Annotated in this window: 39 protein-coding genes; 2 read left to right on the forward strand and 37 right to left on the reverse strand. The window is 59.6% G+C overall.

Features of this window, described 5'->3' with window-relative positions; translation table 11 throughout:
- Nucleotides 1-16 precede the first annotated feature (16 nt).
- Complete coding sequence (argJ, locus tag Q4T40_15445) at nucleotides 17-1,228, reverse strand: bifunctional glutamate N-acetyltransferase/amino-acid acetyltransferase ArgJ (GenBank protein ID MDT8902643.1); 1,212 nt, start codon at nucleotides 1,226-1,228, stop codon at nucleotides 17-19.
- A 622-nt stretch (nucleotides 1,229-1,850) separates the two neighbouring features.
- Here argJ and Q4T40_15450 point away from each other — a divergent pair.
- Entirely contained in the window at nucleotides 1,851-2,477 is a 627-nt protein-coding gene (locus Q4T40_15450; protein MDT8902644.1) for a DedA family protein, read from the forward strand.
- A gap of 75 nt (nucleotides 2,478-2,552) precedes the next feature.
- Here the strand turns inward: Q4T40_15450 and amrS are convergent, their stop codons facing one another.
- Genes amrS through Q4T40_15470 form a run of 4 tightly spaced genes read right to left on the reverse strand, consistent with a single transcriptional unit; the run spans nucleotide 2,553 to nucleotide 5,645 of the window.
- Nucleotides 2,553-3,542 (reverse strand): AmmeMemoRadiSam system radical SAM enzyme, encoded by a 990-nt coding sequence (amrS, locus tag Q4T40_15455; protein ID MDT8902645.1) that lies wholly within the window; start codon nucleotides 3,540-3,542, stop codon nucleotides 2,553-2,555.
- Between the two features lie 5 nt (nucleotides 3,543-3,547).
- Nucleotides 3,548-4,069, reverse strand: a complete 522-nt coding sequence (gene amrA, locus Q4T40_15460) for an AmmeMemoRadiSam system protein A (protein MDT8902646.1) — start codon at nucleotides 4,067-4,069, stop codon at nucleotides 3,548-3,550.
- On the reverse strand, nucleotides 4,059-4,904 hold the full coding sequence (gene amrB / locus Q4T40_15465; protein ID MDT8902647.1) for an AmmeMemoRadiSam system protein B: 846 nt from the start codon (nucleotides 4,902-4,904) through the stop codon (nucleotides 4,059-4,061). Before amrB ends, amrA begins: the two co-directional genes overlap by 11 nt.
- Before the next feature lie 21 nt (nucleotides 4,905-4,925).
- Nucleotides 4,926-5,645: an N-acetylmuramoyl-L-alanine amidase gene (locus Q4T40_15470; protein ID MDT8902648.1), complete on the reverse strand. Its 720-nt coding sequence runs from the start codon at nucleotides 5,643-5,645 to the stop codon at nucleotides 4,926-4,928.
- A 317-nt stretch (nucleotides 5,646-5,962) separates the two neighbouring features.
- On the opposite strand from Q4T40_15470, the gene Q4T40_15475 reads away from it, so the two are divergent.
- Nucleotides 5,963-6,718 (forward strand): transglycosylase domain-containing protein, encoded by a 756-nt coding sequence (locus Q4T40_15475; GenBank protein ID MDT8902649.1) that lies wholly within the window; start codon nucleotides 5,963-5,965, stop codon nucleotides 6,716-6,718.
- A gap of 43 nt (nucleotides 6,719-6,761) precedes the next feature.
- On the opposite strand, the gene Q4T40_15480 is transcribed toward Q4T40_15475, so the two are convergent.
- From Q4T40_15480 to rpsC, 32 genes are all read right to left on the reverse strand, one after another.
- Complete coding sequence (locus tag Q4T40_15480; protein ID MDT8902650.1) at nucleotides 6,762-7,418, reverse strand: hypothetical protein; 657 nt, start codon at nucleotides 7,416-7,418, stop codon at nucleotides 6,762-6,764.
- Between the two features lie 123 nt (nucleotides 7,419-7,541).
- Complete coding sequence (rpsI, locus tag Q4T40_15485) at nucleotides 7,542-7,934, reverse strand: 30S ribosomal protein S9 (GenBank protein ID MDT8902651.1); 393 nt, start codon at nucleotides 7,932-7,934, stop codon at nucleotides 7,542-7,544.
- Between the two features lie 23 nt (nucleotides 7,935-7,957).
- Nucleotides 7,958-8,395: a 50S ribosomal protein L13 gene (gene rplM / locus Q4T40_15490; protein ID MDT8902652.1), complete on the reverse strand. Its 438-nt coding sequence runs from the start codon at nucleotides 8,393-8,395 to the stop codon at nucleotides 7,958-7,960.
- A 205-nt stretch (nucleotides 8,396-8,600) separates the two neighbouring features.
- A complete protein-coding gene (gene truA, locus Q4T40_15495) occupies nucleotides 8,601-9,338 on the reverse strand; it encodes a tRNA pseudouridine(38-40) synthase TruA (protein MDT8902653.1) in 738 nt (245 codons plus the stop codon).
- On the reverse strand, nucleotides 9,317-10,126 hold the full coding sequence (locus Q4T40_15500) for an energy-coupling factor transporter transmembrane component T (GenBank protein MDT8902654.1): 810 nt from the start codon (nucleotides 10,124-10,126) through the stop codon (nucleotides 9,317-9,319). Before Q4T40_15500 ends, truA begins: the two co-directional genes overlap by 22 nt.
- The gene (locus tag Q4T40_15505; GenBank protein MDT8902655.1) at nucleotides 10,120-10,983 is read right to left on the reverse strand and encodes an energy-coupling factor transporter ATPase; all 864 of its coding nucleotides are present in this window, start codon (nucleotides 10,981-10,983) and stop codon (nucleotides 10,120-10,122) included. The genes Q4T40_15500 and Q4T40_15505 overlap by 7 nt, the downstream gene beginning before the upstream one ends.
- The gene (locus tag Q4T40_15510) at nucleotides 10,974-11,798 is read right to left on the reverse strand and encodes an energy-coupling factor transporter ATPase (GenBank protein MDT8902656.1); all 825 of its coding nucleotides are present in this window, start codon (nucleotides 11,796-11,798) and stop codon (nucleotides 10,974-10,976) included. The genes Q4T40_15505 and Q4T40_15510 overlap by 10 nt, the downstream gene beginning before the upstream one ends.
- Nucleotides 11,799-12,052: 254 nt before the next feature.
- On the reverse strand, nucleotides 12,053-12,391 hold the full coding sequence (gene rplQ, locus Q4T40_15515; protein ID MDT8902657.1) for a 50S ribosomal protein L17: 339 nt from the start codon (nucleotides 12,389-12,391) through the stop codon (nucleotides 12,053-12,055).
- Between the two features lie 17 nt (nucleotides 12,392-12,408).
- Nucleotides 12,409-13,368, reverse strand: coding sequence for a DNA-directed RNA polymerase subunit alpha (locus tag Q4T40_15520; GenBank protein MDT8902658.1), 960 nt, complete (start codon nucleotides 13,366-13,368; stop codon nucleotides 12,409-12,411).
- Between the two features lie 63 nt (nucleotides 13,369-13,431).
- Nucleotides 13,432-14,064 carry a 30S ribosomal protein S4 gene (rpsD, locus tag Q4T40_15525; protein ID MDT8902659.1) on the reverse strand — a complete coding sequence of 211 codons (633 nt, stop codon included), beginning with the start codon at nucleotides 14,062-14,064 and terminating at the stop codon, nucleotides 13,432-13,434.
- Nucleotides 14,065-14,088: 24 nt separating this feature from the next.
- A complete protein-coding gene (rpsK, locus tag Q4T40_15530; protein MDT8902660.1) occupies nucleotides 14,089-14,484 on the reverse strand; it encodes a 30S ribosomal protein S11 in 396 nt (131 codons plus the stop codon).
- Between the two features lie 12 nt (nucleotides 14,485-14,496).
- Nucleotides 14,497-14,871 (reverse strand): 30S ribosomal protein S13, encoded by a 375-nt coding sequence (gene rpsM, locus Q4T40_15535; protein MDT8902661.1) that lies wholly within the window; start codon nucleotides 14,869-14,871, stop codon nucleotides 14,497-14,499.
- Between the two features lie 14 nt (nucleotides 14,872-14,885).
- The gene (gene rpmJ, locus Q4T40_15540; protein ID MDT8902662.1) at nucleotides 14,886-14,999 is read right to left on the reverse strand and encodes a 50S ribosomal protein L36; all 114 of its coding nucleotides are present in this window, start codon (nucleotides 14,997-14,999) and stop codon (nucleotides 14,886-14,888) included.
- Nucleotides 15,000-15,023: 24 nt separating this feature from the next.
- Complete coding sequence (gene infA, locus Q4T40_15545; GenBank protein ID MDT8902663.1) at nucleotides 15,024-15,242, reverse strand: translation initiation factor IF-1; 219 nt, start codon at nucleotides 15,240-15,242, stop codon at nucleotides 15,024-15,026.
- On the reverse strand, nucleotides 15,224-15,541 hold the full coding sequence (locus tag Q4T40_15550) for a KOW domain-containing RNA-binding protein (protein ID MDT8902664.1): 318 nt from the start codon (nucleotides 15,539-15,541) through the stop codon (nucleotides 15,224-15,226). Before Q4T40_15550 ends, infA begins: the two co-directional genes overlap by 19 nt.
- A gap of 12 nt (nucleotides 15,542-15,553) precedes the next feature.
- Nucleotides 15,554-16,300 carry a type I methionyl aminopeptidase gene (gene map, locus Q4T40_15555; protein ID MDT8902665.1) on the reverse strand — a complete coding sequence of 249 codons (747 nt, stop codon included), beginning with the start codon at nucleotides 16,298-16,300 and terminating at the stop codon, nucleotides 15,554-15,556.
- Nucleotides 16,297-16,950 (reverse strand): adenylate kinase, encoded by a 654-nt coding sequence (locus tag Q4T40_15560; protein MDT8902666.1) that lies wholly within the window; start codon nucleotides 16,948-16,950, stop codon nucleotides 16,297-16,299. The genes map and Q4T40_15560 overlap by 4 nt, the downstream gene beginning before the upstream one ends.
- A 12-nt stretch (nucleotides 16,951-16,962) precedes the next feature.
- A complete protein-coding gene (gene secY / locus Q4T40_15565) occupies nucleotides 16,963-18,219 on the reverse strand; it encodes a preprotein translocase subunit SecY (protein ID MDT8902667.1) in 1,257 nt (418 codons plus the stop codon).
- Nucleotides 18,220-18,660, reverse strand: a complete 441-nt coding sequence (rplO, locus tag Q4T40_15570) for a 50S ribosomal protein L15 (protein ID MDT8902668.1) — start codon at nucleotides 18,658-18,660, stop codon at nucleotides 18,220-18,222.
- An 18-nt stretch (nucleotides 18,661-18,678) separates the two neighbouring features.
- Entirely contained in the window at nucleotides 18,679-18,864 is a 186-nt protein-coding gene (gene rpmD, locus Q4T40_15575; GenBank protein MDT8902669.1) for a 50S ribosomal protein L30, read from the reverse strand.
- 12 nt (nucleotides 18,865-18,876) lie between these two features.
- Nucleotides 18,877-19,377, reverse strand: a complete 501-nt coding sequence (rpsE, locus tag Q4T40_15580) for a 30S ribosomal protein S5 (GenBank protein ID MDT8902670.1) — start codon at nucleotides 19,375-19,377, stop codon at nucleotides 18,877-18,879.
- A gap of 18 nt (nucleotides 19,378-19,395) precedes the next feature.
- The gene (gene rplR / locus Q4T40_15585) at nucleotides 19,396-19,758 is read right to left on the reverse strand and encodes a 50S ribosomal protein L18 (protein ID MDT8902671.1); all 363 of its coding nucleotides are present in this window, start codon (nucleotides 19,756-19,758) and stop codon (nucleotides 19,396-19,398) included.
- Nucleotides 19,759-19,782: 24 nt separating this feature from the next.
- A complete protein-coding gene (gene rplF / locus Q4T40_15590) occupies nucleotides 19,783-20,331 on the reverse strand; it encodes a 50S ribosomal protein L6 (GenBank protein MDT8902672.1) in 549 nt (182 codons plus the stop codon).
- 24 nt (nucleotides 20,332-20,355) lie between these two features.
- Nucleotides 20,356-20,754 (reverse strand): 30S ribosomal protein S8, encoded by a 399-nt coding sequence (rpsH, locus tag Q4T40_15595; GenBank protein ID MDT8902673.1) that lies wholly within the window; start codon nucleotides 20,752-20,754, stop codon nucleotides 20,356-20,358.
- Between the two features lie 28 nt (nucleotides 20,755-20,782).
- Entirely contained in the window at nucleotides 20,783-20,968 is a 186-nt protein-coding gene (locus tag Q4T40_15600; GenBank protein MDT8902674.1) for a type Z 30S ribosomal protein S14, read from the reverse strand.
- A gap of 14 nt (nucleotides 20,969-20,982) precedes the next feature.
- Complete coding sequence (rplE, locus tag Q4T40_15605) at nucleotides 20,983-21,525, reverse strand: 50S ribosomal protein L5 (GenBank protein ID MDT8902675.1); 543 nt, start codon at nucleotides 21,523-21,525, stop codon at nucleotides 20,983-20,985.
- 25 nt (nucleotides 21,526-21,550) lie between these two features.
- Entirely contained in the window at nucleotides 21,551-21,889 is a 339-nt protein-coding gene (gene rplX / locus Q4T40_15610; GenBank protein MDT8902676.1) for a 50S ribosomal protein L24, read from the reverse strand.
- Between the two features lie 25 nt (nucleotides 21,890-21,914).
- The gene (gene rplN / locus Q4T40_15615) at nucleotides 21,915-22,283 is read right to left on the reverse strand and encodes a 50S ribosomal protein L14 (protein ID MDT8902677.1); all 369 of its coding nucleotides are present in this window, start codon (nucleotides 22,281-22,283) and stop codon (nucleotides 21,915-21,917) included.
- A 30-nt stretch (nucleotides 22,284-22,313) separates the two neighbouring features.
- The gene (gene rpsQ, locus Q4T40_15620; protein ID MDT8902678.1) at nucleotides 22,314-22,574 is read right to left on the reverse strand and encodes a 30S ribosomal protein S17; all 261 of its coding nucleotides are present in this window, start codon (nucleotides 22,572-22,574) and stop codon (nucleotides 22,314-22,316) included.
- 48 nt (nucleotides 22,575-22,622) lie between these two features.
- The gene (gene rpmC / locus Q4T40_15625; GenBank protein ID MDT8902679.1) at nucleotides 22,623-22,826 is read right to left on the reverse strand and encodes a 50S ribosomal protein L29; all 204 of its coding nucleotides are present in this window, start codon (nucleotides 22,824-22,826) and stop codon (nucleotides 22,623-22,625) included.
- Entirely contained in the window at nucleotides 22,826-23,272 is a 447-nt protein-coding gene (gene rplP, locus Q4T40_15630) for a 50S ribosomal protein L16 (protein ID MDT8902680.1), read from the reverse strand. Before rplP ends, rpmC begins: the two co-directional genes overlap by 1 nt.
- Nucleotides 23,272-24,015: a 30S ribosomal protein S3 gene (rpsC, locus tag Q4T40_15635; GenBank protein MDT8902681.1), complete on the reverse strand. Its 744-nt coding sequence runs from the start codon at nucleotides 24,013-24,015 to the stop codon at nucleotides 23,272-23,274. Before rpsC ends, rplP begins: the two co-directional genes overlap by 1 nt.
- Nucleotide 24,016: the final 1 nt, after the last annotated feature.

Consider the following 24,016-nt stretch of genomic DNA (forward strand, 5'->3'; position numbering starts at 1 on the left):
GCGCTCCCCTCCATCATCAGGTACTGTAGTCGGCGTTTATTTTTACGTATTCGTAGGAGAAATCGCAGGTCCAGACGGTCGCGGACGCGTCGCCCGTTCCCAGCTCGATCTCCACGACAATATCCTTTTCAGCCATAACCTTCTGGAGGGCCTTAGCGTCGGACACGGCAGCGTTCATGCCGTTTTCGGCGACAATGATGCCGCCAAGGGTCAGCTTTGACTTGGCAGGCTCCACCGTGGCGCCTGAATAGCCAACCGCGCATAGGATGCGTCCCCAGTTGGGATCCTGGCCGAAAAAGGCGGTCTTGACCAGCGGCGAGCGGGCCACCGACATCGCCGCCGCCTTGGCTTCGTCGTAGCTGACCGCACCCTTTACGGTAATCTCGAGGAATTTGGTCGCCCCTTCGCCGTCACGCACGATCAGCTTGGCGAGATCGGTGCACACGGCCGTGAGGGCGGCGACCAACTCGCCGTACGCAGGGTCGCCGGCCGCTTCGATCGGCTTGTTGCCCGCCTGGCCGTTCGCCAGCACGCAGATCGTATCGTTGGTGCTCATGTCGCCGTCGACGGTTATCGAATTCATCGATACGTTCACCGCCTCCTTGAGCGCCTGCTTCAGCAGCGCGGGCGAAACGGCCGCGTCGGTGGTCACGAAGCTCAGCAACGTGGCCATGTTGGGGTGAATCATCCCCGCGCCCTTGGCGATGCCGGCCACTCGGGCGGTCACGCCGCCGAGCGTGAACTCGTAGGCTGATACCTTGGGGAAGGTGTCGGTCGTCATGATGCCCTGCAGCGCTTTCTCGTGGCCGTCCGCAGACAGCCCGGCAACCGCCCGCTTGATGCCGTCGGCCACCTTGGCCATCGGCAGGTTGACGCCGATAATGCCGGTCGAGGCCACAAATACCTGATCGTCGGCCAGCCCCAGCAGCGAAGCGGTCAGATGGGCCATCCCCCTGGCGTCTTCCATGCCCTGCTCGCCTGTGCAGGAGTTGGCGCAGCCCGAATTAACGACAATCGCCTGGGCCGTGCCCTTGGCCGCCACCTCACGCGAGACCTGCACGCCTGCGGCCGCGAACGAATTGGTGGTGAACAGCGCGGCCGCGGAGCACGGCGCCGGACTGTAGATAACCGTCAGATCCTCTTTGCCGCTCTTCTTGATGCCGGCCTTGACTCCGGCCGCCTTGAAGCCTTTCGGGGCGGTAATGCCCCCTTTTATCGCTGTGAGCATACTATACATCCTCCGTATCCATCATGATTATAACGGCGCTTTGGCGACAACCTTCTTGCCCGCCCCTGACCGTGGGGGAAACGATGAAAACCGTCTCGACGGTAGCAACGATTTCCTACAGTTCTTTTACGGTCGCTAGTTTTTTTCGGTAAAATCGGGTAAAATGTGGATATATATTGTCGATGTGTTCGCCCCGTTCGGCTTGCCAGCCCCCTCCGGGGATAAGCGCGACTAGCCTTCCGCCGGCGCTTCGCTTGGCGTAAGCCAAGTCTTGCCAGCCCCCTCCGGGGATAAGCGCGACTAGCCTTCCGCCAGCGCTCCGCTTGGCGTAAGCCAAGTCTTGCCAGCCCCCTCCGGGGATAAGCGCGACTAGCCTTCCGCCGGCGCTTCGCTTGGCGTAAGCCAAGTCTTGCCAGCCCCCTCCGGGGATAAGCGCGACTAGCCTTCCGCCAGCGCTCCGCTTGGCGTAAGCCAAGTCTTGCCAGCCCCCTCCGGGGATAAGCGCGACTAGCCTTCCGCCGGCGCTTCGCTTGGCGTAAGCCAAGTCTTGCTAATAATTATACGGCACCATGTATAAAAATGCAATAAGTTTTTTTGCCAGGATTTTCTCGGGAGGGTAACGATGCCTGCGCTTGAAAACCTCACGCTGTTAGTCGAGGACTACGGCTATGTGGCCGTTTTTGTAGGGATGTTTTTCGAAGGAATGTGCATTCCCGTCCCCAGTGAACTTGTTATGGGCTTCGCCGGTTATTTGGTCTACCAGGGCAAGTTCTCCCTCACCGGCGCCATCCTGTCCGGCTGGCTGGGCAGCTTCGCCGGGTCGTGCACCATCTACTACGCGGCCCGCAAGGGCGGTCGCCATTTTCTGTATCGCTACTGCCATCTGCTGCGCCTGTCACCCGCCCGCCTCGACACCATCGGCGAATGGTTCCACCGGTTCGGGCCGCCCTTTATCATCCCCTGGCGCCAGGTACCCGTCCTGCGCACCAAGATCAGCATCGCCGCCGGCCTACTCGACCTGAAACCCCTGGTATTCGCCCTCTATACCGCCGTTGGCATCGCCGTATGGTGCACGCTCTCCGTATCGCTCGGTTATTATTTCGGCCAAAACTGGATGCTGTTCGTCGATTTCTTCGCCCGGCTCGGCACCTTTGTCGCCGCCGCCATTGCCGTGCTGGCCGTGGTCGGCGTCGGCGGCCTGTTTCTCTACCTCCGGCGGCGACGGAAATTAAAAGAACAGGGCCGGTAAATCTTCATACCCCGACAGCCGGGGAGCCCCGCAGCTTCGCTGCGGGGCTCCCCGGCTGTCGGCAACTTCGCGGACTTAAAAACCGATGTCACCCACCACCGCGATACCGCTCCCGCATCGGGGGCATTTTTTGTCGCCCGTCAGTCGGCTCTCCCGCCGCAGCCGGTCGACGACGACCAGGTCGCATTCAGGGCAATGAGTGTTGACGCCCTCAGCGCCCACGTTGCCCACATACACGTAGCGCAGGTGGCGACGGGCCGCCTCGTAGGCCCGTTCGAGGGTGGCGATGGGGGTCGGCGGCGCATCGAGCTTATAATTCGGGAAATAACGCGAAAAATGCAGGGGGATATCTTTATCGATGCCCGCCAGCCACGCCGCCAGCGCCTCCAGTTCGGCCGCGTCGTCGTTAAGCCCCGGCACCACCAGGCAGGTCACCTCCACATGCGAGCATGCCGCGGCCTGCTCCACCGTCCGTTTGACTTCCGCCAGGCGGCCGGCGCAGATTTCGCGGTAAAAACGCTCGTTAAAAGCCTTCACATCGATATTGAGGGCGTCGATATGGGGCAGCAGTTCGCCGAGCGGCTCGGGGTTTATGAAGCCGTTGGTGACAAGCACGTTTTTCAGCCCCCGGCCGTGCGCCAATCTGGCCGTGTCGAGCACGAACTCGTACCACACGCTCGGCTCGGAATAAGTGTAGGCGATGCCGATGTTGCGCGGCCCCGCCCCCGCGGCCGTGTCCACCGCCTTATCCGGCGTCATCGCCACCGTGTCCGGCTCGTCCTGGGCAATCTGCCAGTTCTGGCAGAAGCGGCAGGCGAAGTTGCAGCCCCACGTGCCGACGGAGAAAATATAGCTGCCCGGGTAGAAATGATAAAGCGGCTTCTTTTCGATCGGATCGAGGGCATAGGAAGAGCAGGCGGCGTAGTTAACGGCGAGAAGCTTCCCCCCCACGTTGCGACGCGCCCGGCAGAACCCCGTCAGCCCCTCGCCGATCACGCATTCCTTCGGACAGAGGCGACAGACGACGCCGCGCTGGTGCGGCTGATAATATAGCGCCTCGCGCACGACCGTCACTCCTTGCCGTACCGGGTTACCGAAAAACGATACAGTTCAATCTCTTCGCCGGGCTCGATCCCCGCTTTTTGCATAGCGATGCCCACCTGCTCCTCCACCGTGTCGACCCCGGCTAGGTCAGGCAGCAGCAACCCCGACCGCCGCCCGCGGCGGACGATCACGCCGTACTTGCCCGGATCCAGGTCGGCAAGGCCGTTCACCCGCTCCGGAGCGGACAGGATATCCACCGAAATGTCGATCTCAGGCAATTCCTTGGCCTCGACCGGCCAAAAGCGGGGGTCCTGGGTGCCCGCGCTCACGGCGTTGTGAATGATCTCAGCGGCGATATTTGGCTGGGTGGGAGCGAAGGTGCCGATGCAGCCGCGCAGCTCGCCCCGTTTCTTGAGCGAAACGAACACCCCCGCCTGGGCCTCAAGCTCGGCAGGCAGCCCCGCCGGTGTCGGCAGGTGCTCATGCGCGGCGAGATAATGCTCCAGACTCTGCCGCGCCAAGGCGACCGGCGCACTCTCACTGGCCATCGCTTTTCCCCTCCTCCACCGCAAACAGCGCCACCGCGTAGCCGACACCGAACGGCCCCTCATAAGACAGCACCCTGCTGCGCGCTTCCAGCCCGCCCAGCACCCCCAGCAAAAAATAGACCGGCCTGAGCCCGCACTCGCCAGCCTCCTCGATCAGCTCCTCGTCCATGTTCAGCAACGCCTTCACGTTCAGATCGCCGACCGCCGCAACCAACCGGCGGTCGAATTCCGCCCCCTTCGGGCTGAAGCCGGCCGGAGCGTCGGCGGTGAGACGGTGGGACAGGTCGCCGGAAGCGATCACCGCCACCCGCTTGTCCACCATGCCGACAGCAGCCTGCACAGCCTTGCCGAAAGTGTACATCTCCTCATAGGGGAGCATGCCCATAGCGATATGGACCAACTGGCCGCGGAAACCGGCCTTGTGGAGATAATAAAGCGGGATGAGCGCGCCGTGATCTAGCTGCAGTGACAGCCGGTACGTTTTGGCCACATCGTCGGTCAGCTCTACCACGTTAATGCCCAGCCGCTCCGCCTTGCGGAGGATATGCCGCACCAACAGCCCGTCCGTCTCGAACCCCAGCGCCACCTCGGGCACGCCGAAGCTTGCCAGACTCCCTTTGAGGCGGGGATGGACGCTGATGCTGATCGCGTCCCCAAACACCGGTCCGTGGGGCGTTATCAGGATAACCGTCTGCGGGTTCTTCGCAGCCAGCGTCTCGGCAGCCTCCCGGGCAGCCTCCACGGTGGCCCTTATCTTCTCAAGCTCGGTCCCGCCCACTTCCGGCACCATGATTGGCGGATGAGGCATGAGGGCGCAACCGACCAAATTCTTCACGATACCACTCCTTTCACTGTCTTATCTTGCCACATTATGGCTGAAATGATACGCCAGCGCCCTGGCGATCTGTCCGGCCAATTTCTGCTGGTAGGCTGGGTCGGCCAACAGCGCCGCCTCGCCGGGATTGCTCAGGAAGCCTGTCTCCACAAGCACCCCCGGAATGGTGGTATCCTTCAACACCAAAATACGCGAATCCTCCTTAGCCTGACGTTTGTTGCCAGGCGGAAAATTCTTCAGCGCCTGCTGCATCGTCTCGGCCAGCATCTTATTCTCGTCCTTGCCGGGACAATAGTAAACCTCGGCTCCGGACCAGCGTCCGCCGCGGATCGCGTTGGTATGGATGCTGACGAACACAGCCGCCCCCGAGGAATTGATCATCTCGACCCGCCTGCACAGATCACTGCGCTTGCCGCCCTTGCCGCGGGTATAGTAATCGATATCGGCCTCGCGGGTCAGCACCACCGTCGCCCCGTTTTGCCGGAGCGTCTCGGCCAATCGCAGGGAAATCGCCAGGGTAAGCTCCTTCTCCACCAGACCGTGGTACTTGGCGCCGCTGTCCACCCCGCCGTGACCGGGGTCGATCGCCACAACCCGGCCCGCCAATGCCGCCAGGTCGGCATCGCCCACCTCCTCCGGGCCGGGAAAATTCGCCGTCAGCAGGTTCACCGCCACCGCCGCCGCCACGCCGATAACCGCCGCCACCCCCAGGCTGCGCCGCCTCAGACTGACCAGCCACATTGTTATCCCCGCCTTTCCCTACGAAAATATGCCGCCGCCGCGGCCGTTATGTCGCGGGGATGGGGTGGGAAGTATAGCCAAAAGGGGACAAGTCCGCTAAAATATACTTAGTCGACTGCGCTAAAAGTTCATCTGCTGCGTTGCTCCTCAGAGCGCTTGCTAGCGTACGTCATAAGTACGCGTCGCGGCGCGCTCTCACCCTTTCGGGTATAAGCGATCACATCAACGCTAAAGCGTTGTGTGTCTGCTTATCCGGTGCGCCTTGCATCTGAAGCTTTTATCGCAGTCTCCGGCTACATTTTTTGCCTGGAGGATATATGCGCGGCAAATTCCTGTTATTTCTGCTGATAGTCTTCGTAGCCGCCTTCGTCTGGGCGGGGGGCGGCAAACTGGCGCCCCAGTTCGCACCGCCAAAGCTTCCGGAAGTAAAAGCCGACGCCGACAGCGCCTGGATGCGCGCCTACCGCGTCTTCGCCCTCAAAAAGGCTGTCGCGGCTACCGTCGACCGCAAAAACTACATTCCCCTCAAAGACATCCCCCTCACCTTGCAGCAGGCCGTCATCGCCGTCGAGGACCACCGTTTTTACCGCCACATCGGCCTTGACATCGAGGGCATCCTGCGGGCCGCGCTCGTCAACCTCCAACACGGCGCCATCGCGGAAGGCGGCAGCACCATTACCCAGCAACTGGTCAAAAACCTCTTCCTGACCTCCGAACAAACCTGGGGCCGCAAACTCGAAGAAGTCGTCCTGGCGCTCGACATGGAATTGCGCTATTCAAAAGAAGAAATTCTTGAGCTCTATCTCAACAGCATCTACTTCGGCTCCGGCGCCAATGGCATCGGCCAGGCGAGCAAAATCTACTTCGCCAAAAAACCGGCCGCGCTGACCCTGGCCGAAAGCGCCCTGCTGGCCGGCCTGCCCAACGCCCCGTCCCTCTACTCCCCCTACGTCGACCCGGCGGCCGCCAGACAGCGCCAGGCGGTTGTTTTAAACGCCATGGCCAAATATAACTACATCGGCCCCACCACCGCCCAGGAGGCCAGGCAGGCGCCGCTTCGCCTGGCAAAATGAAAACGGCCCGGCTCCCGCCGGGTCGTTTTTTCGTAGCCGCGCCCTATTTGAAAACATTCTCCTGGAAGCTCCAGTTCTTGGTGTCGTTCGGGTCGACCGTATTGCGTTTGAGCGTGCGCTCGACAACGATCTCGGAAATATAAGTATCGCCGTTGATGGCCTTCGGGTCCTTGATATACGTGCCCTCGCCCTTGATGTTGAAGGAAACCAGCGTGTACATCCCGGGAACGGACTGCGGCTCTTTGGCGACCATGACCCCCAGCGTTACCGGCGATTTCTCGTCAAGGAAGTTTTTGGTCAGCTTCTCGCGGGTGGTGAAGACATGCGCCTCGGGAGAAGTCACCAGCGCATAAACCTCAGGGAAATAGACTTTCAGTTCCTTGAGCTGGATGGCCCAGTCGGGAGTAAAGCGCTGCGCCCGGACGTACGGGTTCTTGTCCCCTTTCTTCTCCGCGTACATTACGTCCAGCTGAACCTTGACGTCCTTGGCCATATAATAATAGATATAAGTACTGGCCACTTCCTTGCCGCCAGTCTCCCAGTCGGCCTTAGTCCAAATCCGGCCGTTGTCGTCAAGCACCATCCGGTACTCCCCGAACTTGGCCACGATATCCGAACGCTTGTCGTCGAGGCCGGCGAAGGCTGTTTGGGCGATGAAAAGGCAGGATACAAGCACGAGCAACGCAACCGTTTTTTTCATGGCAAAACCCCCAAGTTGTAATATCTTCTAAGGATAATTATACCTGCAGGCTGCTTTCTCCTGCCGGCACGCTTGCAAGGCTGCAATAAAAAAGCGCCCGGACATATCCGGGCGCTTGCGCTGTTAACGTTTGGAGAACTGGGAAGCTTTGCGGGCCTTTTTGAGGCCGTACTTACGGCGTTCCTTCTCGCGCGGGTCGCGGGTGAGGAGGCCGGCTTTCTTCAGGACGGGGCGATATTCGCCGTCGACCCGAAGCAGGGCGCGGGCGATTCCGTGACGGACAGCGCCGGCCTGGCCGGTGGGGCCGCCGCCCTCGACTTTGGCGATGACGTCGTACTTGCCGATGGCGTCGGTAACGCTAAGCGGCTGTTTAACGATCAATTCGAGGGTCTTAAGACCGAAATATTGATCCAGCGGACGGCCGTTGACGACGATGTTGCCTTCGCCCGCCACGAGGCGGACCCTGGCTACCGATGTCTTCCTGCGGCCGGTGCCGTAATAGTTGACAATTGCCATTCCAATCTTCCTCCTTCCGGCGACTATCTCAAGTTGAGTTCGAGGGCTTCGGGCTTCTGCGCCTCATGCGGGTGGCTCGGCCCGCGGTATACCTTGAGCTTGCGGTACATCTGACGGCCCAGCCGGTTTTTCGGCAGCATCCCTTTGACAGCCAGCTCGATAACCCTCTCCGGCCGCTCGGCCAGCATCTTGCCGGCGGTGGTGAAAGTCGTGCCGCCCGGATAGCCGGAGTGGCGGAAATAAGTTTTCTGCACCAGCTTGTTGCCGGTGAGGTGAATCTTCGCGGCGTTGACGACGATGATATGGTCGCCGGTATCCATATGGGGGGTATAGGTCGGCTTGTGTTTGCCGCGCAGCATCTTGGCGACTTCAGCAGCCAGACGGCCGAGCGTCTTGCCTTCAGCGTCTATGACATACCACTTGCGTTCTATAGTGGCAGGGCTAGCCATAAATGACTTCATACTTTCCCTCCTTCAAGCAGCAATAAAACAACATCCGTTTCCTTCTTCAGCCACGATTTTCCGGGGCAGGAAATCACAGCAGATAAGGCCACGAAAATATTGTATTAGAAAGGGTTGTCAATGTCAAGGCTTTATCCTTGGCATTCGGCATTTTTTTAGGGCGAGCGGATAAAAAGTCCATCTGCGGCGTCCCGCTCGCACCCTCTTAATACAGCACCTGCTTTAAGTATAACCCTTGCGGCGGGGCAGTTATACCGGCTTTGTTCCTATCCCGCGACGCCAATATCGCCGCGAAATCCTCTTCATTTATCCGGCCTAGGCCGACGTCGACCAACGTCCCCACAAGGTTGCGCACCATATGGTACAAAAAACCCGTCCCCCAGAAAGAGAACTCGGCCAGCGGCCCGTCCCGGCGGCAGGAAGCGGCCAGGATAGTGCGCACCGGGTTTACAGGCGCGCCGCCGGCCGCCCGGAAAGCCGAGAAGTCGTGCTCGCCCACCGCCCGCTGCGCGGCAGCGTGCATCGCGGCTGCATCAGGTTCGTCGGCCAGATGCCAGGCGTAATTGCGCAGAAAGGGATCGGGTACAGGACCCGTATCCAGGCGATAGTAATAAATCTTGCTCTTGGCCGAAAAGCGGGCATGGAAAGCAGCGTCCACCTCCTCCGCCGCCGTAACCACGATAGCGTCTGGCAGCACACTCCGCGCCGCCAGTGCTATCCGGTCGGTCGGGATGGAGCCGGTCGTCCTGAGGCTCACCACCTGACCGTAGGCGTGAACGCCCGCGTCGGTGCGCCCGGCGCCCGCCACCTTCACAGGGTGCCCGAAAATCTTCGCCAGTCGCTCCTCCAGCACCTGCTGGATTGTCAAAGCGTTCGCCTGACGCTGAAAGCCGTGGAACTCCGTGCCGTCGTAAGCTACCGTCAGCTTAAGGGTACGTTCCATCGCAGCACCCCCAGCAACGCAAGCAGGGCGAGCACGACGGCGAACGCCACTCCGTCCCGCGCCGCAAGTCGCAGTTCCTTCATACGGGTGCGGTTTTCGCCGCCCCGGTAGCAGCGGGCCTCCATCGCCACCGCCAGCTCGTCGGCGCGGCGAAACGCGCTGATGAACAGCGGCACCAAAAGCGGCACCATGTTCTTGGCCCGCTTCACGATGTTGCCGCGGGTGAAATCGGCGCCGCGGGCCATCTGGGCCTTCATGATGCGGTCGGTTTCCTCCAGCAGCGTAGGGATAAAGCGCAGGGCGATCGTCATCATCATCGCCAGCTCGTGAGCCGGCAGCCCGAAGCGCCGGAAAGGATTGAGCAGCCGCTCGATGCCGTCGGTAAGCACGATCGGCGACGTGGTGAAGGTCAACAGCGACGACATGACGATGAGGAAAATCAGGCGGGCGGCCATCAGGGCCCCCTGCCGCACGCCTTCCAGGGTCGCCGTCAGCGGCCCCAGGGTGTAGATTACCTTGCCGGGAGTGGAAAAAATATGAATGAGGAGCGTGATGAGAATTATGATCCACAGCGGCCGGATGGACCGCAGCACAAGGCGGACGGGCACCCCCGACACGAATACGGTCAGCAAGGCGAACGCAGTCACCAGCCCGTACGAGGCGTAGCTCTCGGCAAGAAATATGCCGGCGACGAACAGTACGGTCCCCACCAGCTTGGTGCGCGGATCGAGACGGTGCAGAAAGGACGAGCCGGGGAAATATTGGCCAAGAGTGATATCGGTCAGCATGCCCCCCGCCTCCTCACCGCGGCCGCAATCGACGCCGCGGCTTCCTCGACGGTCAGCGCGGCCGCATCTACATCGAGCCCCCGCCCGGCCAGCCTCGCCATCAGCGCCGTTACCCCCGGCACCGCCACCCCGGCCGCCTTCAGCTCAGCGGCGTGGCGGAAAATTTCCCGCGGCGGACCGTCAAGGCTCACCGCCCCGTCATGCATCACCACCAGCCGCTTCACCAGCCGGGCCACTTCTTCCATGTTGTGAGAAATGAGCACCACCGTCACGCCTGTCGTCTCGTGGAGCCTCACCACCTCGGAGAATATCTCGTCGCGGCCGCGGGGATCGAGGCCGGCGGAAGGCTCGTCCAGGATCAGATAAGATGGCTGGAGGGCCACCACGCCGGCGATCGCCACCCGGCGCATCTGTCCGCCGCTCAGGCGGAACGGCGACCGTTTGGCGAACGCGGCAAAATCCAGGCCGACGAAATCGAGCGCCAGCCGCACCCGCTCTTCCATCTCGTCGGCGGCGAGACCGAGATTGCGCGGTCCGAAGGCCACGTCATCGAACACCGTCTCCTCAAACAACTGGTGCTCGGGATATTGGAACACCATTCCCACCTTGCGGCGGGCCAGCCTGGCCGCTTCCCCCTTGGCGGCGAGGTCCGCGCCGTCCACCGCGACAGTGCCGCGGCTAGGCTTCAGCAGCCCGTTCATATTCTGCACCAGCGTCGACTTGCCCGAGCCGGTATGACCGATGACGCCGATAAACTCGCCCTGTTCCACGGTCAGGCTGACATTCTTCAGCGCGGTCCGCTCATACGGCGTGCCCGGCATATAAACATAGCTCACATCCCTGAGCTCTATCGACATAGCGCCACCGCCAGTTCCTCGTCGGTGATTATTGCCTCGGGCACGGCAATCCCCGCCGCCCTGAGGCGCGCGGCCACATCCGCCGCCAGCGGCGCATCCAGGCCCAGCGCCTTAAGTTCCGCCACCCGGCTGAAAACCTCCGCCGGCCGCCCGGTCATCGCCACCTTGCCGGCGTCGATGACCACGACCCGATCGGCGGCCACCGCCTCCTCCATGAAATGCGTTATATATACGACCGCAATCCCTTCCGTCCTGTTGAGGCGGACGACCGTCGCCAACACCTCGTCGCGGCCCTGCGGATCGAGCATCGCCGTCGGCTCGTCGAGCACCAGACACCTTGGCCGCATCGCCAGCACGCCGGCGATCGCCACCCGCTGCTTCTGCCCGCCGGACAAGAGATGCGGTCCGTGATGGCGATAACCCTCCATCCCAACCAACGCCAGCGCCTCGGTCACCCTGGCAGCGATCTCGGGCGGCGCCACCCCCAGGTTCTCGGGCCCGAAAGCGACATCCTCCTCCACCACCGCCGCCACGATCTGATTGTCGGGATTCTGGAATACCATCCCGACCTTCTGGCGGATCGGCCACACATTCTCCGGCGCTGCCGTGCTCAGCCCTTCCACCAGGCACTCGCCGCCGGTGGGCGTGAGCAGAGCGTTGAAATGCTTGGCCAGCGTTGACTTCCCCGAGCCGTTGGCGCCGATGATCGCCACGAACTCGCCCGCCCCGACGGACAGGCTGATATCCTCAAGCGCCACCACCTCGGTCCCGCCGGGGCCGGGGTAAGAATGGCGCAGATTTATCGTCTTTATCATCCAGGTCAATCTCCTTACACGGTAACTCTGCTTGAAAAGCCCCTCTGCGGCGTCTTCTACGGGCGCTTGCTCGTTCCAATACATGGCCGGAGCTATTAAAGCAGAATCGGCATTATAATGGAGCAAAAGGACGGACCTGCCTCGGACAGGCAGATAAGGGCGGCCAGTGGCCGCCCCGTGTGTAACCCGCTGAAACTTATAAACGAAAACCAGGCGACCCTAGAGTATCCCCCATTGTCACCCGGGTCTTCACCCTAAACCAGTTCGAGAATGGACATCGGCGCGGCGTCGCCGCGGCGCGGCCCCAGCTTAAGAATACGGGTATAGCCGCCCTGACGGTCCTTGTACTTCGGACCAATCTCATCGAACAGCTTCTTCACCACATCTTCGTCCATCAGGAACGACAGCGCCTGACGGCGGGCGTGCAGATCGCCCCGTTTGGCCAGCGTGATCATCTTCGCGGCCAGCTTGCTTGCTTCCTTAGCTTTCATTTCGGTCGTCTCAATGCGTCCGTGGGCAAAGAAGGAAGTCAAAATGCTGCGGAACAGCGCCTTGCGCGCGCTGGAATCGCGTCCAAGTTTGCGGTAAAACATGATTCACCCTCCCTCCTTTAATCTTCGCTTTCAGCCAGCGACAACCCGAGTTCGCCCAGCTTCTTCTTAACCTCGTCCAAAGACTTGCGGCCGAGATTGCGTACTTTCATCATATCTTCTTCGGTCTTTTGCACCAATTCGGCCACCGTGTTGATCCCGGCCCGTTTCAGGCAGTTGTAAGACCGGACGGACAGCTCCAGATCCTCGATGGTCATCTCCATCGTCTTGGCGCCGGCATCCTCGGCCGACTCGGTGAACGGACCGCCTTCGCCCTCGTCCTCGGCGGCCACCCCGGCGATGTTCTGGAACAGCTTCAGGTGGGCCACCATGATCCCGGCCGACTTGCTCACCGCTTCCTCGGGGCGAATGCTGCCGTCGGTCCAGATCTCGAGCGTCAGTTTATCATAATCGGTGACATTGCCGACACGGGTATCGGTGACATTATAATTAACCCGCAGGATCGGGGAAAAGATCGAATCCACCGGGATAACACCGATAACATGGTCAGGCTTCTTGTTCTTATCGGCCGGCACATAGCCGCGCCCCCGCTCGACCGTTATCTCCATACGGAGCGAACTGCCCACCGACAAAGTGGCGATATGAAGATCGGGATTTAAAATCTCCACATCGGGGTCGGTGATGATATCGGCGGCCTTGACCTCGCCCTCGCCCTCTTTCTCGATGCGCACGACCTTGGTCTCGTCGCCGTGCAGCTTGATAAAGAGCTCCTTGAGGTTAAGGATTATGTCGGTAACGTCTTCCCGAACACCGGGAACCGTGGAAAACTCGTGGAGGACGCCGTCGATCTTCACCGACGTCACGGCCGCGCCGGGCAGCGACGACAGCAGGATGCGCCGCAGGCTGTTGCCGAGAGTAATGCCGTAGCCCCTCTCCAGCGGTTCGCAGACGAACTTGCCGTAACGGTTGTCCTCGCTAATCTCCACTATCTCGATCTTCGGTTTTTCGATTTCCATCATCCGGAAATACCCTCCTCTTCGCGCAAACTGAACAGTTACGCCGTTTCCATTGTTGAGGGCGGATTAACGGGAGTACAATTCAACAATGAAGTGTTCCTGAACGGGAACATCAATCTCCTCCCGGGTCGGGAACCGCTGAACCTTGCCGCTGAGGCCGGCGGCATTGAGCTCCAGCCAAGCAGGCACCGTCTTAGTGGCCAGACCTTCGGCCATCTCCTTTATAACCGGCGCATCCTTGCTGCCCTCGGCCACGGCAATCACATCGCCCGCCTTAACATGGAAAGAGGGGATATCCACACGACGGCCATTCACGATGAAATGGCCATGACGAACCAACTGCCTGGCCTGGGTGCGACTCGAAGCGAACCCGAGACGGAACACCACATTGTCCAGGCGCCTTTCCAGCAGAACCAGGAGGTTCTCGCCGGTAATGCCTTTCTGGCGCTCGGCTTTCTCAAAATAATTGCGGAACTGCCGCTCAAGCAAGCCGTAAATACGGCGGGTCTTCTGCTTCTCGCGCAGCTGGATGCCGTACTCGGAAACCTTTTTGCGGGCCTGTCCCTGGCCGTGCTGGCCGGGCGCGTAGCCGCGGCGGCTGAACGCGCACTTGTCGCTATAGCATCTGTCGCCCTTCAGGTACAGCTTCGCACCCTCCCGGCGGCACTGTCTGCAAACAGCCTCAATATATCTTGCCATTCTTGTCTAACACCTCCCGAAATCTTAAACTCTTCTGCGTTTGGGCGGACGGCAGCCGTTGTGGGGGATGGGCGTGACATCCTTGATCAGGTTGACCTCAAGCCCGGCGGCCTGCAGCGAGCGGATCGCCGCCTCGCGACCAGAACCCGGACCCTTTACGAAAACCTCGATCTGCTTCATCCCATGCTCCATCGCCGCCTTGGCCGCCTGCTCGGCCGCCATCTGAGCGGCGAACGGCGTGCTTTTGCGCGAGCCCTTAAAGCCCATTCCGCCGGCGCTGGCCCAGGAAATAGCGTTGCCCTTCTGGTCCGTGATCGTCACGATGGTATTATTGAAGGTCGAACGAATATGGGCCACGCCATACTCGATATTCTTGCGTTCCTTCCGCTTAGGTCTGGCGGCAACTTTCTTCGCTACCAATCTTTATCCCTCCTACTTCGACTTCCGTTTTACGCCGACCGTCTTCTTCGGTCCCTTGCGGGTCCGGGCGTTGGTCTTGGTCCGCTGTCCGCGGACCGGCAGGCCCATGCGGTGACGCTTGCCGCGATACGAGCCGATCTCAATCAGCCGCTTGATATTCAGCTGCTCCTCGCGGCGCAGGTCGCCCTCGACCTTGTAATTCTTATCGATAGCCTCCCTGAGCTTGGAAATCTCTTCTTCCGTAAGATCCCGCACCCGGGTTTCGGGGTTGATGCCGGTGGCCGCCACAATCTCCTTCGAGAGGGTCAGCCCGAGGCCATAGATGTATGTCAAAGCAACTTCGATCCGTTTATCACGCGGTAAGTCTACTCCGGCAATACGCGCCATATACTCTCCACCTCCTAACCTTGTCTTTGCTTATGCTTCGGATTTTCGCAAATCACCATAACATTGCCCTTGCGCTTGATGACCTTGCACTTCTCACAAATGGGCTTGACCGACGGTCTAACCTTCATGACTAAAACCTCCTCTAGTCCCCACTACTTAAAGCGGTAAGTGATACGACCGCGTTTGAGGTCGTACGGCGTCAGTTCAACCGTGACTCTATCCCCAGGCAAGATGCGGATGAAATTCATCCTGATCTTGCCGGATATGTGTGCCATCACGACATGCCCGTTCTCCAGCTTGACCTGGAACATGGCGTTGGGCAATGCCTCTACAACGGTGCCTTCCACCTCGATTACATCTTGCTTGGACATGAGACTCCCTCCTCGTCCGCATCACTACTGGTGTCAGCGACCGCGTTCAAAGCCGCGCGGATCTCGCGATCAGTCGCTTCCCGCCCGCCGGCGATCACTGCAGCGACACCTTCGTCAATAAACTTCAGCACGCCGACATGCCGGACATTCTTCTTCTTCGGCTTGGCAGCCCCGCGGCCCCGGCCGTCCGCCACCAGGATATAAGGCGGCGCAAACCCGACCACCAGATACAGTCGTCCCCGGTCGCGGCCGGTCAGCGAGCGGACCGCCTGCCCGAGTGCTATCCTGTCAACCGACACGGAACTTTCCCCCTACAATTTGGTCAAAACTTCCGGTCCGTTCTCAGTGACGACGACAGTATGCTCGAAATGGGCCGACCGTTTGCCGTCGGTCGTGACCACCGTCCAGCCGTCATCCAGCGTCCTTACTTCGTGTGTGCCCAAGTTGATCATCGGCTCGACCGCCAGCGTCATACCCGGTTTGAGGCGCGGGCCGCGGCCGGGAGAGCCGTAGTTCGGGATTTGAGGGTCCTCATGCATATTGCGCCCGATGCCATGGCCCACATAATCGCGGACAACACCGTATCCGTGGGCTTCAGCCTCGACCTGGACAGCGTGGGAAATATCGCTGAGCTTATTCCCCGCCACCGCCTGCTCGAGCCCCTTATACAGGGAAGCCTCGGTCACCTCGATCAACCTCGCGACCTCGGCGTCAACCTCGCCCACCGGAACCGTGATGGCGGCATCGCCGTAATATCCATTTATTACCGCCCCGATGTCAATACTTACATTATCTCCACTTTTCAGGCGTCTTAGTCCGGGGATGCCGTGCACCACCTGCTCGTTCACCGAAGTGCAGATATTGCCGGGGAAACCGTGGTAACCCTTGAAGGCCGGAATAGCGCCGGCGCCCTTGATATATTCTTCGGCAACCTTATCCAGTTCCTGCGTCGTCACATCGGGCCGGGCGGCTTTTTTAACCTCTGCCAGAGCTCCGGCCACGATCCTGCCCGCGTCGCGCATATAGCGCAATTCGCGCTCGGACTTGAGAATGATCATGCCCCGGCGCCCCGCAAGCTGGTCTCGATGGCTGCCAACACCTCGTCGATGCCCTGGCGGCCATCGATCTCGGTATAAAGCCCTTTCTCCCGGTAGTAGCCGATAAGAGGCTGCGTCTGAGCCTGGTACACCTCAAGACGCTTAGCAACCGTCTCCTCCTTATCGTCCGCCCGCTGAAAAATCTCGCCGCCGCACTTATCGCACTTGTCAGCGGCCGCCGGCGGATTAAACGCGACATGATAGGTAGCGCCGCAACCCTTGCAAATGCGCCGCCCCGTCATCCGTCTCACCAGCTCGTCGTCCGGCACCGTAATATTAACCACCCGGGTAAGCCGGATGCCCAGCTCGGTCAGCGTCTTATCGAGCGCCGCCGCCTGCTCGAGCGTGCGGGGAAAACCGTCGAGGATGAACCCCGCCTGGCAGTCTGGCTTCGCCAGACGTTCCTTAACAATGCCGATCGTCACACTGTCAGGCACCAGACCACCCGCGTCCATATAACGTTTGGCCTCAAGACCGAGGGGCGTGCCCTCTTTCACAGCCGCCCGGAACATATCGCCCGTGGAAATATGAGGAATACTATACTTCTCCACCAACAGCGCCGCCTGGGTGCCCTTACCGGCCCCCGGCGGACCCATAAGCAGGATAAACACTTAGCGCACCTCCTACTTCATGAAGCCCTGATAATGGCGCATCAGGATGACCGCCTCGATCTGCTTCATGGTATCGAGCGCCACGCCAACGACAATAAGGAGCGCGGTGCCGCCGAAGTAAACCCCCTGGATATTTGTCGCCCAAACAACGATATTAGGCAAAATGGCGATAAACGCGAGGAAGATGGCACCGGCGAGAGTTATCCTTGTCATGACGCGATCTAAATAGTCGGCGGTCGGTTTGCCCGGACGGAGGCCGGGGATAAAGCCGCCGTATTTTTTCATGTTCTCTGCCATATCCGATATGTTCATGGTAACCGCAGTGTAGAAATACGTAAAGAAGATGATGAGCACCGCATAAAGCGTCGTATTCAGCATCGTACCCCACGCGAACCACCCTGCCACCGTCTTCACCCAGCCAACCTCAACAAACTGGGCGATGGTTATCGGGAACATCAGCACGGATGACGCAAAGATGATCGGAATAACGCCCGCCTGGTTAACCTTCAGCGGGATATGGGTCGAATGTCCGCCGTACATCTTGCGGCCTACGACCCGTTTGGCATACTGTACGGGAATCTTGCGCTGGCCCTGCTGGATCAGGATGACGAACACAACCATCGCCAGCGCGATGATGGCAAACAGCGCCACATTGAAATAATTGATAGTGCCGGCCTTGACATACTGGTAAATGACACTAAGGCCGTCCGGCAGGCGGGATACAATCCCGGCGAAGATTATCAGCGAAATGCCGTTGCCGATCCCCTTCTCGGTAATCTGCTCGCCGAGCCACATCAGGAAAGTCGTTCCCGCGGTAAGCGTCAAAGCGATAAGAATGATCGAACCGATGCTGGGGTTAACAATGGCGACCTTCAGGCCGTAAGCCATGCCGATAGCCTGGATGAAGCCCAGCAGCACCGTGCCGTAACGCGTGATCTGGGTAATCTTCTTCCGGCCCTCGTCGCCCTCTTTCGCCCACTGTTCAAACTTCGGCACAACAACCGTCAACAGCTGCATGATAATCGAAGCGTTGATATAGGGAGTGATGCTCATCGCGAACACCGAGAACTTGCTAAGCGCGCCGCCCGAAAACAGATCGAGGAGCCCGAACAAATTGCCTTGGTTGAAGAGCTGTTCGATCATCGCGGCGTTCACGCCCGGCACGGGAACATGCGTACCCGCCCGGAAGACGAGAAACATCAGCAGCGTGAACATAACCTTCTGCCTCAGTTCGGGAATCTTGACCACATTAGATAGGGCCGAAAGCACCTAGATCACCTCGACTTTGCCGCCGGCGGCCTGGATTTTTTCCATCGCGGACTTCGTAAAGCCGTTGGCTCTGACCGTCAGAGACTTTTCCAGTTCCCCGTTGCCGAGTATGCGGATACCGTCGCGGACATTCTTGATGACGCCCGCCTCAACCAGCAGTACGGGATCGACCACCGTACCGGCCTCAAAACGGTTGAGTTCCCGCACATTAACCTCGGTATACTCCTTGCCGAACTTATTATAGAAACCACGTTTGGGCAGCCGGCGATAAATCGGCATCTGACCGCCTTCGAAACCGGGACGGACGCCGCCGCCGGCACGGGCGTTCTGACCTTTATGGCCTTTGCCGGCCGTCTTGCCGAGGCCCGAACCAAGACCCCTGCCCACTCGCGTACGTTCCTTCTTAGAACCGGGCGCCGGAGCTAGATCGTGCAATTTCATACGGCAACACCTCCTCGACTATTCCTGTACTTCTTCAACACTGACAAGATGCCCAACCTTGCGGACCATCCCGCGGATAGCAGGCGTATCATCCTGTACAACCGAGCTGTTGGTTTTGCCCAGGCCGAGCGCCTTCACGGTAGCGCGCTGATCTTCCGGGCGGCCAATCAGGCTGCGGGTAAGAGTAATTTTGAGTTTCGCCATGGCCTTTCCTCCTTAGCCCAGAAGTTCCTGTACCGTTTTGCCGCGCAACTGCGCAACCTGCTCGGCCCGCTTAAGCTGCTCGAGACCCTTGAGGGTGGCGCGCACCGCGTTGTTGGCGTTGGACGAACCCAGGGACTTGGTGAGAATATCGCGGACGCCAGCCAGCTCAAGCACCGCACGGACAGGGCCGCCGGCGATAACGCCCGTACCTTCCGAAGCCGGCTTCATGAGAACCTTGCCTGCGCCGAACACGCCCACCGTCTCATGGGTAATCGTCGTCCCGACGAGAGGAACCTTGATAAGATTCTTCTTCGCATCTTCGATCCCTTTGCGAATAGCCTCCGGCACTTCGGCAGCCTTACCCAGGCCCGCGCCCACATAGCCGTTGCCGTCGCCGACAACCACCAGCGCGCTGAAAGAGAAACGCCGGCCGCCTTTAACGACCTTTGCGACCCTGTTTATAAACACGACTTTTTCCTTGAGGTCGAGATTCGAGTGATCAATTCTGGCCATTCATGTCCCTCCTTTTGCCTAAAAATCGAGGCCCGCTTCGCGTGCCGCCGTGGCCAAAGCCGCCACCCGGCCGTGATAAATATAGCCGCCGCGGTCGAAAACCACCGTCTTGATACCCTTCGCCAAAGCCTTCTTCGCGATCGCCTCGCCCACAGCCTTGGCAGCAGTGATATTGCCGCCGTACTCCAGACCGAGCTCCTTATCCATCGAACCGGCGGCCACCAGCGTAGCGCCCTGCTCGTCATCGATAATCTGAGCGTATATGTGATTCAAGCTGCGGAAGACATTGAGGCGCGGTTTCTCGGCGGTGCCGACAAGCTTCCTGCGCAGCCTGAGGTGCCTCTTCTTCCTCGCAAGGTTTTTGGGCTCTTTACGCAGCAAGATCCTTCACTCCTTTCCGTAAGCTTACTTCTTACCCTTGGCGCCGGCCTTGCCAGCCTTGCGGCGAATCACTTCGCCCTCGTACTTGATCCCTTTGCCCTTGTAAGGCTCAGGCTCGCGGAAAGAGCGAATCTTCGCGGCAAGAGCGCCGACCGCCTCTTTATCGATCCCGGAAACCACGATCCGATTAGGAGCGGGAACCTCGATCGTTATACCCTCCGGCGGGTTAACCTCCACCGGATGCGAAAAGCCCAGCGTCAGATTCAGCTTCGTTCCGGCCTTGGCGGCGCGGTAGCCGACCCCGGCGATCTCCAGCGTCCGGGAAAAGCCCTTCGTCACCCCGGTAACCATATTGGCCACCAGCGTCCGGGTCAGTCCGTGCAGAGACTTGTGCTCCTTCTCTTCCGAAGGCCGGTTGATATTAATGACACCCTCGCCGATATCCACAATCATATCCTTAGGGATAGTGCGGGTCAGTTCGCCCTTGGGGCCCTTGACCGACACCACGTTACCGTCGACCTTGACGGTCACGCCCGCGGGAACGGCGATTGGCATCCTACCAATTCTCGACATATGTGCACCTCCTAGTTCGAAAACTTACCAGACGTAAGCGATAACTTCGCCGCCGAGACCTTCCTTGCGGGCCTGCTTATCGCTCATGATGCCCTTGGAAGTCGAAATGATGGCGATGCCAAGGCCGCCCAGCACCCGCGGCAACTGATCGCTCTTCGCGTACACCCTCAGGCCGGGCTTGGAAATCCGTTTGATGCCGGTGATTACCTTCTCGCGGTTGGCCCCGTACTTCAGAGCGACGCGCAGCATGCCCTGCTTGTTATCGTTGACCATTTCGTAATCTTTCACGAAACCCTCGAGTTTGAGAATCTCCACAATCGCCTGCTTGATCTTCGACGCAGGAATCTCCACTTTATCGTGATAAACCGAATTTGCATTGCGAATCCGCGTCAGCATATCGGCAATCGGATCGGTCATTACCATAGCCTTAAAACCCCCCTTCGGTTGCTTCTTACCAACTAGCCTTCGTCACACCGGGAACAGCGCCCTGGTAGCTGAGCTTGCGGAAGCAGATACGGCAAAGCTCGAACTTGCGCAGATAACCGTGAGGACGACCGCAGATCTTGCATCTGTTATACTTGCGCACCGAAAACTTCGGGTCGCGCTTCCACTTTTCAATCAGCGCCTTCTTGGCCACAGCTTTCCCTCCTTTTATGCAGCGCTAAACGGCATGCCCATCAGTTTCAGGAGCTCACGCGCCTCTTCGTCCGTCTTGGCGGTAGTCACGACGATGATATCCATGCCGCGAACCTTATCCACCTTATCATAATCGATCTCCGGAAAAATCAGCTGCTCCTTGATCCCGAGCGTATAATTGCCGCGCCCGTCGAAAGACTTCGGGCTCACGCCGCGGAAGTCGCGCACACGCGGCAGGGCGACATTAAGCAGCTTATCAAGGAACTGATACATCCGTTCGCCGCGCAGGGTAACCTTCGTCCCTATCGCCATCCCCTGCCGGATCTTAAACGCCGCGATCGACTTCTTCGCCCGCGTCACCACCGGCCGCTGCCCGACGATCGTCATCAGATCGTTCACGGCGGCGTCCAGGACTTTCGGATTGGCCACAGCCTCGCCGACGCCCATATTCACAATAACCTTCTCAACCCGGGGAATCTCCATGACGTTCTTATAGCCGAACTTCGTCATCATCGCCGGGGCCACTTCATTCAGATACTTCTCCTTTAATCTGGCCATAGCTAGTTACCTCCTTTCCGCGCGTCTATTTATCCTTGTCGATTATCTCGCCGCACTGCTTGCAAGTGCGGGCCATCTTACCGTTCGCCAGCGCCGTCTTCTTAATGCGGGTCGGCTTGTCGCAGGCCGGGCAGACCAGCATCGCCTTGGACGAAGACATCGCCGCCTCCTTGACCTGGATGCCGCCCTGGGGCGTCTTCTGGGTCGGCTTGGCATGGCGCTTGACCTTATTTACACCCTCAACGATGATCTTGCCCTTTTTCGGCAGAGCCTCGATGATCTTGCCTTTCTTGCCCTTGTCCTTCCCGGACAAGATGATAACTGTATCGCCTTTTCTCACGTGCAGTTTAACAGCATCGGACATCTTTCCGGCCACCTCCTCAAAACAACTAGATTACTTCCGGCGCCAGCGAAATGATCTTCATGAATTCCTTCTCGCGCAGTTCCCGGGCCACCGGCCCAAAGATACGGGTACCGCGCGGGCTCTTATCGTCCTTGATGATCACAGCCGCATTCTCGTCGAACTTGATATGAGAGCCGTCCGGACGGCGCAAACCCTTTTGCGAACGAACGACCACCGCTTTCACAACCTCGCCCTTCTTGACCACGCCACCGGGTGTAGCGTCCTTGACAGCGGCCACGATCACGTCGCCGATATTGGCGTAGCGGCGATACGACCCGCCCAGGACCCGGATGCAAAGGATCTGTTTGGCGCCGGTGTTATCGGCGACATTGAGCATAGTCTCTTGTTGGATCATCGGTTATACCTCCTTTGCGGAACATCCAGCCTATTTCGCCTTCTCCAAAATCTCCACGACGCGCCAGCGCTTGTCTTTCGACAGCGGCCGGGTCTCCATGATCTTCACGGTATCGCCCGTCTTGCTCTCGTTGTTCTCATCGTGAGCCTTGAACTTGGTCGTAGTCTTGACCGGTTTATTATACAGGGGGTGACGAACCAGACGCTCCACGGCCACGACCACCGTCTTCTGCATCTTGTCGCTGACCACCTTGCCGATCCTGATCTTGCGTTCGTTTCTCTCTTCCGTCACGTTCTCTAGCCTCCTTCCGACTGCACTTTCCTACGCAACCTGCCGTCCTTAAGCCTGCTTGGCCTTAAGCTCGCGCTCGCGCTGAATCGTCTTGATGCGGGCGATAGTCTTCTTGACCTCTTTAATCCGCATCGGATTCTCCAGCTGGCCGGTCGCGTGCTGAAACCGGAGGTTGAAAAGCTCATCTTTCAGGCCGACCAGCTTCTGGTCGAGCTCAGTAACGCTCATATCGCGCACGTCTTTCACCTTCATTACGCGTCACCACCCACTTCTTCATGGTCTTGGCCCGCTTCTTCCCTCCTGACAAACTTCGTCTTGATGGGAAGCTTGTGGGCAGCCAGACGCAAGGCCTCCTTGGCCAGCTCTTCCGGCACCCCGGCCAGTTCGAACATGACGCGGCCCGGTTTTACCACCGCCACCCAGTACTCGGGCGAACCCTTGCCGCTACCCATGCGGGTCTCGGCCGGCTTGGCGGTAATCGGCTTATCGGGGAAAATCTTGATCCACACCTGACCGCCGCGCTTGATATAGCGGGTCATGGCGATACGGGCCGCCTCGATCTGGCGATTGGTGATCCAGGCCGGCTCGAGCGCCACCAGGCCGTACTCGCCGTGGCTGACCGTGTTGCCCTTATTCGCCTTGCCGGTCATGCGGCCGCGGAACTGCTTACGGTGCTTCACTCTTTTCGGCAGAAGCATTACTTATCGCTCCCTTCAGCGGCGACGGCAGCGTCCTTCCTGGGGGCACGCCTCTCGCGCCGGGGTTCGGGTCTCGATTCATGGCTCGTCTCGCCGGCAGTGCCCAGCTTCGGCGCCTGCGGAAGAACCTCGCCCTTGTAAATCCACACCTTCACGCCGATGCGGCCGTAAGTGGTGTGAGCCTCGGCGGTGCCGTAATCGATATCGGCCCGCAGAGTATGCAGCGGGATGCTGCCCTCGCGGTAACTCTCGGTACGCGCGATCTCGGCGCCGCCCAAACGGCCGCCGACCATAACCTTGATACCTTTGGCGCCCATGCGCATCGTGCGGCCCACCGACTGCTTCATAGCGCGGCGGAAAGCGATCCGCTTTTCAAGCTGGGCGGCGATATTCTCGGCCACCAGCGTAGCGTCAAGCTCAGCCTGCTTGATCTCGGCGATATTAACGTCGATAACCTTGCCGGCCAACTGCTTAAGGCCCCTTTTCAACTCCTCGATACCGGCGCCGCCGCGGCCGATAACCATCCCCGGCTTAGCGGTATGGATCGTAACCTTCACGCGGGTTGCGGCCCGTTCGATCTCCACGCGGGAAATCCCGGCGGAATAAAGCTTCTTCTTGATATACTCACGGATCTTGACATCCTCGTGGAGCAGCTTAGCGTAGTCCTTATCGGCGAACCACCTGGCGTCCCAGTTCTTGATGATGCCGATCCTAAGTCCGTGCGGATTGACCTTTTGACCCACT

Source organism: Selenomonadales bacterium 4137-cl (assembly GCA_032334055.1).
Classification (GTDB): domain Bacteria; phylum Bacillota; class Negativicutes; order Sporomusales; family UBA7701; genus Anaeroselena; species Anaeroselena agilis.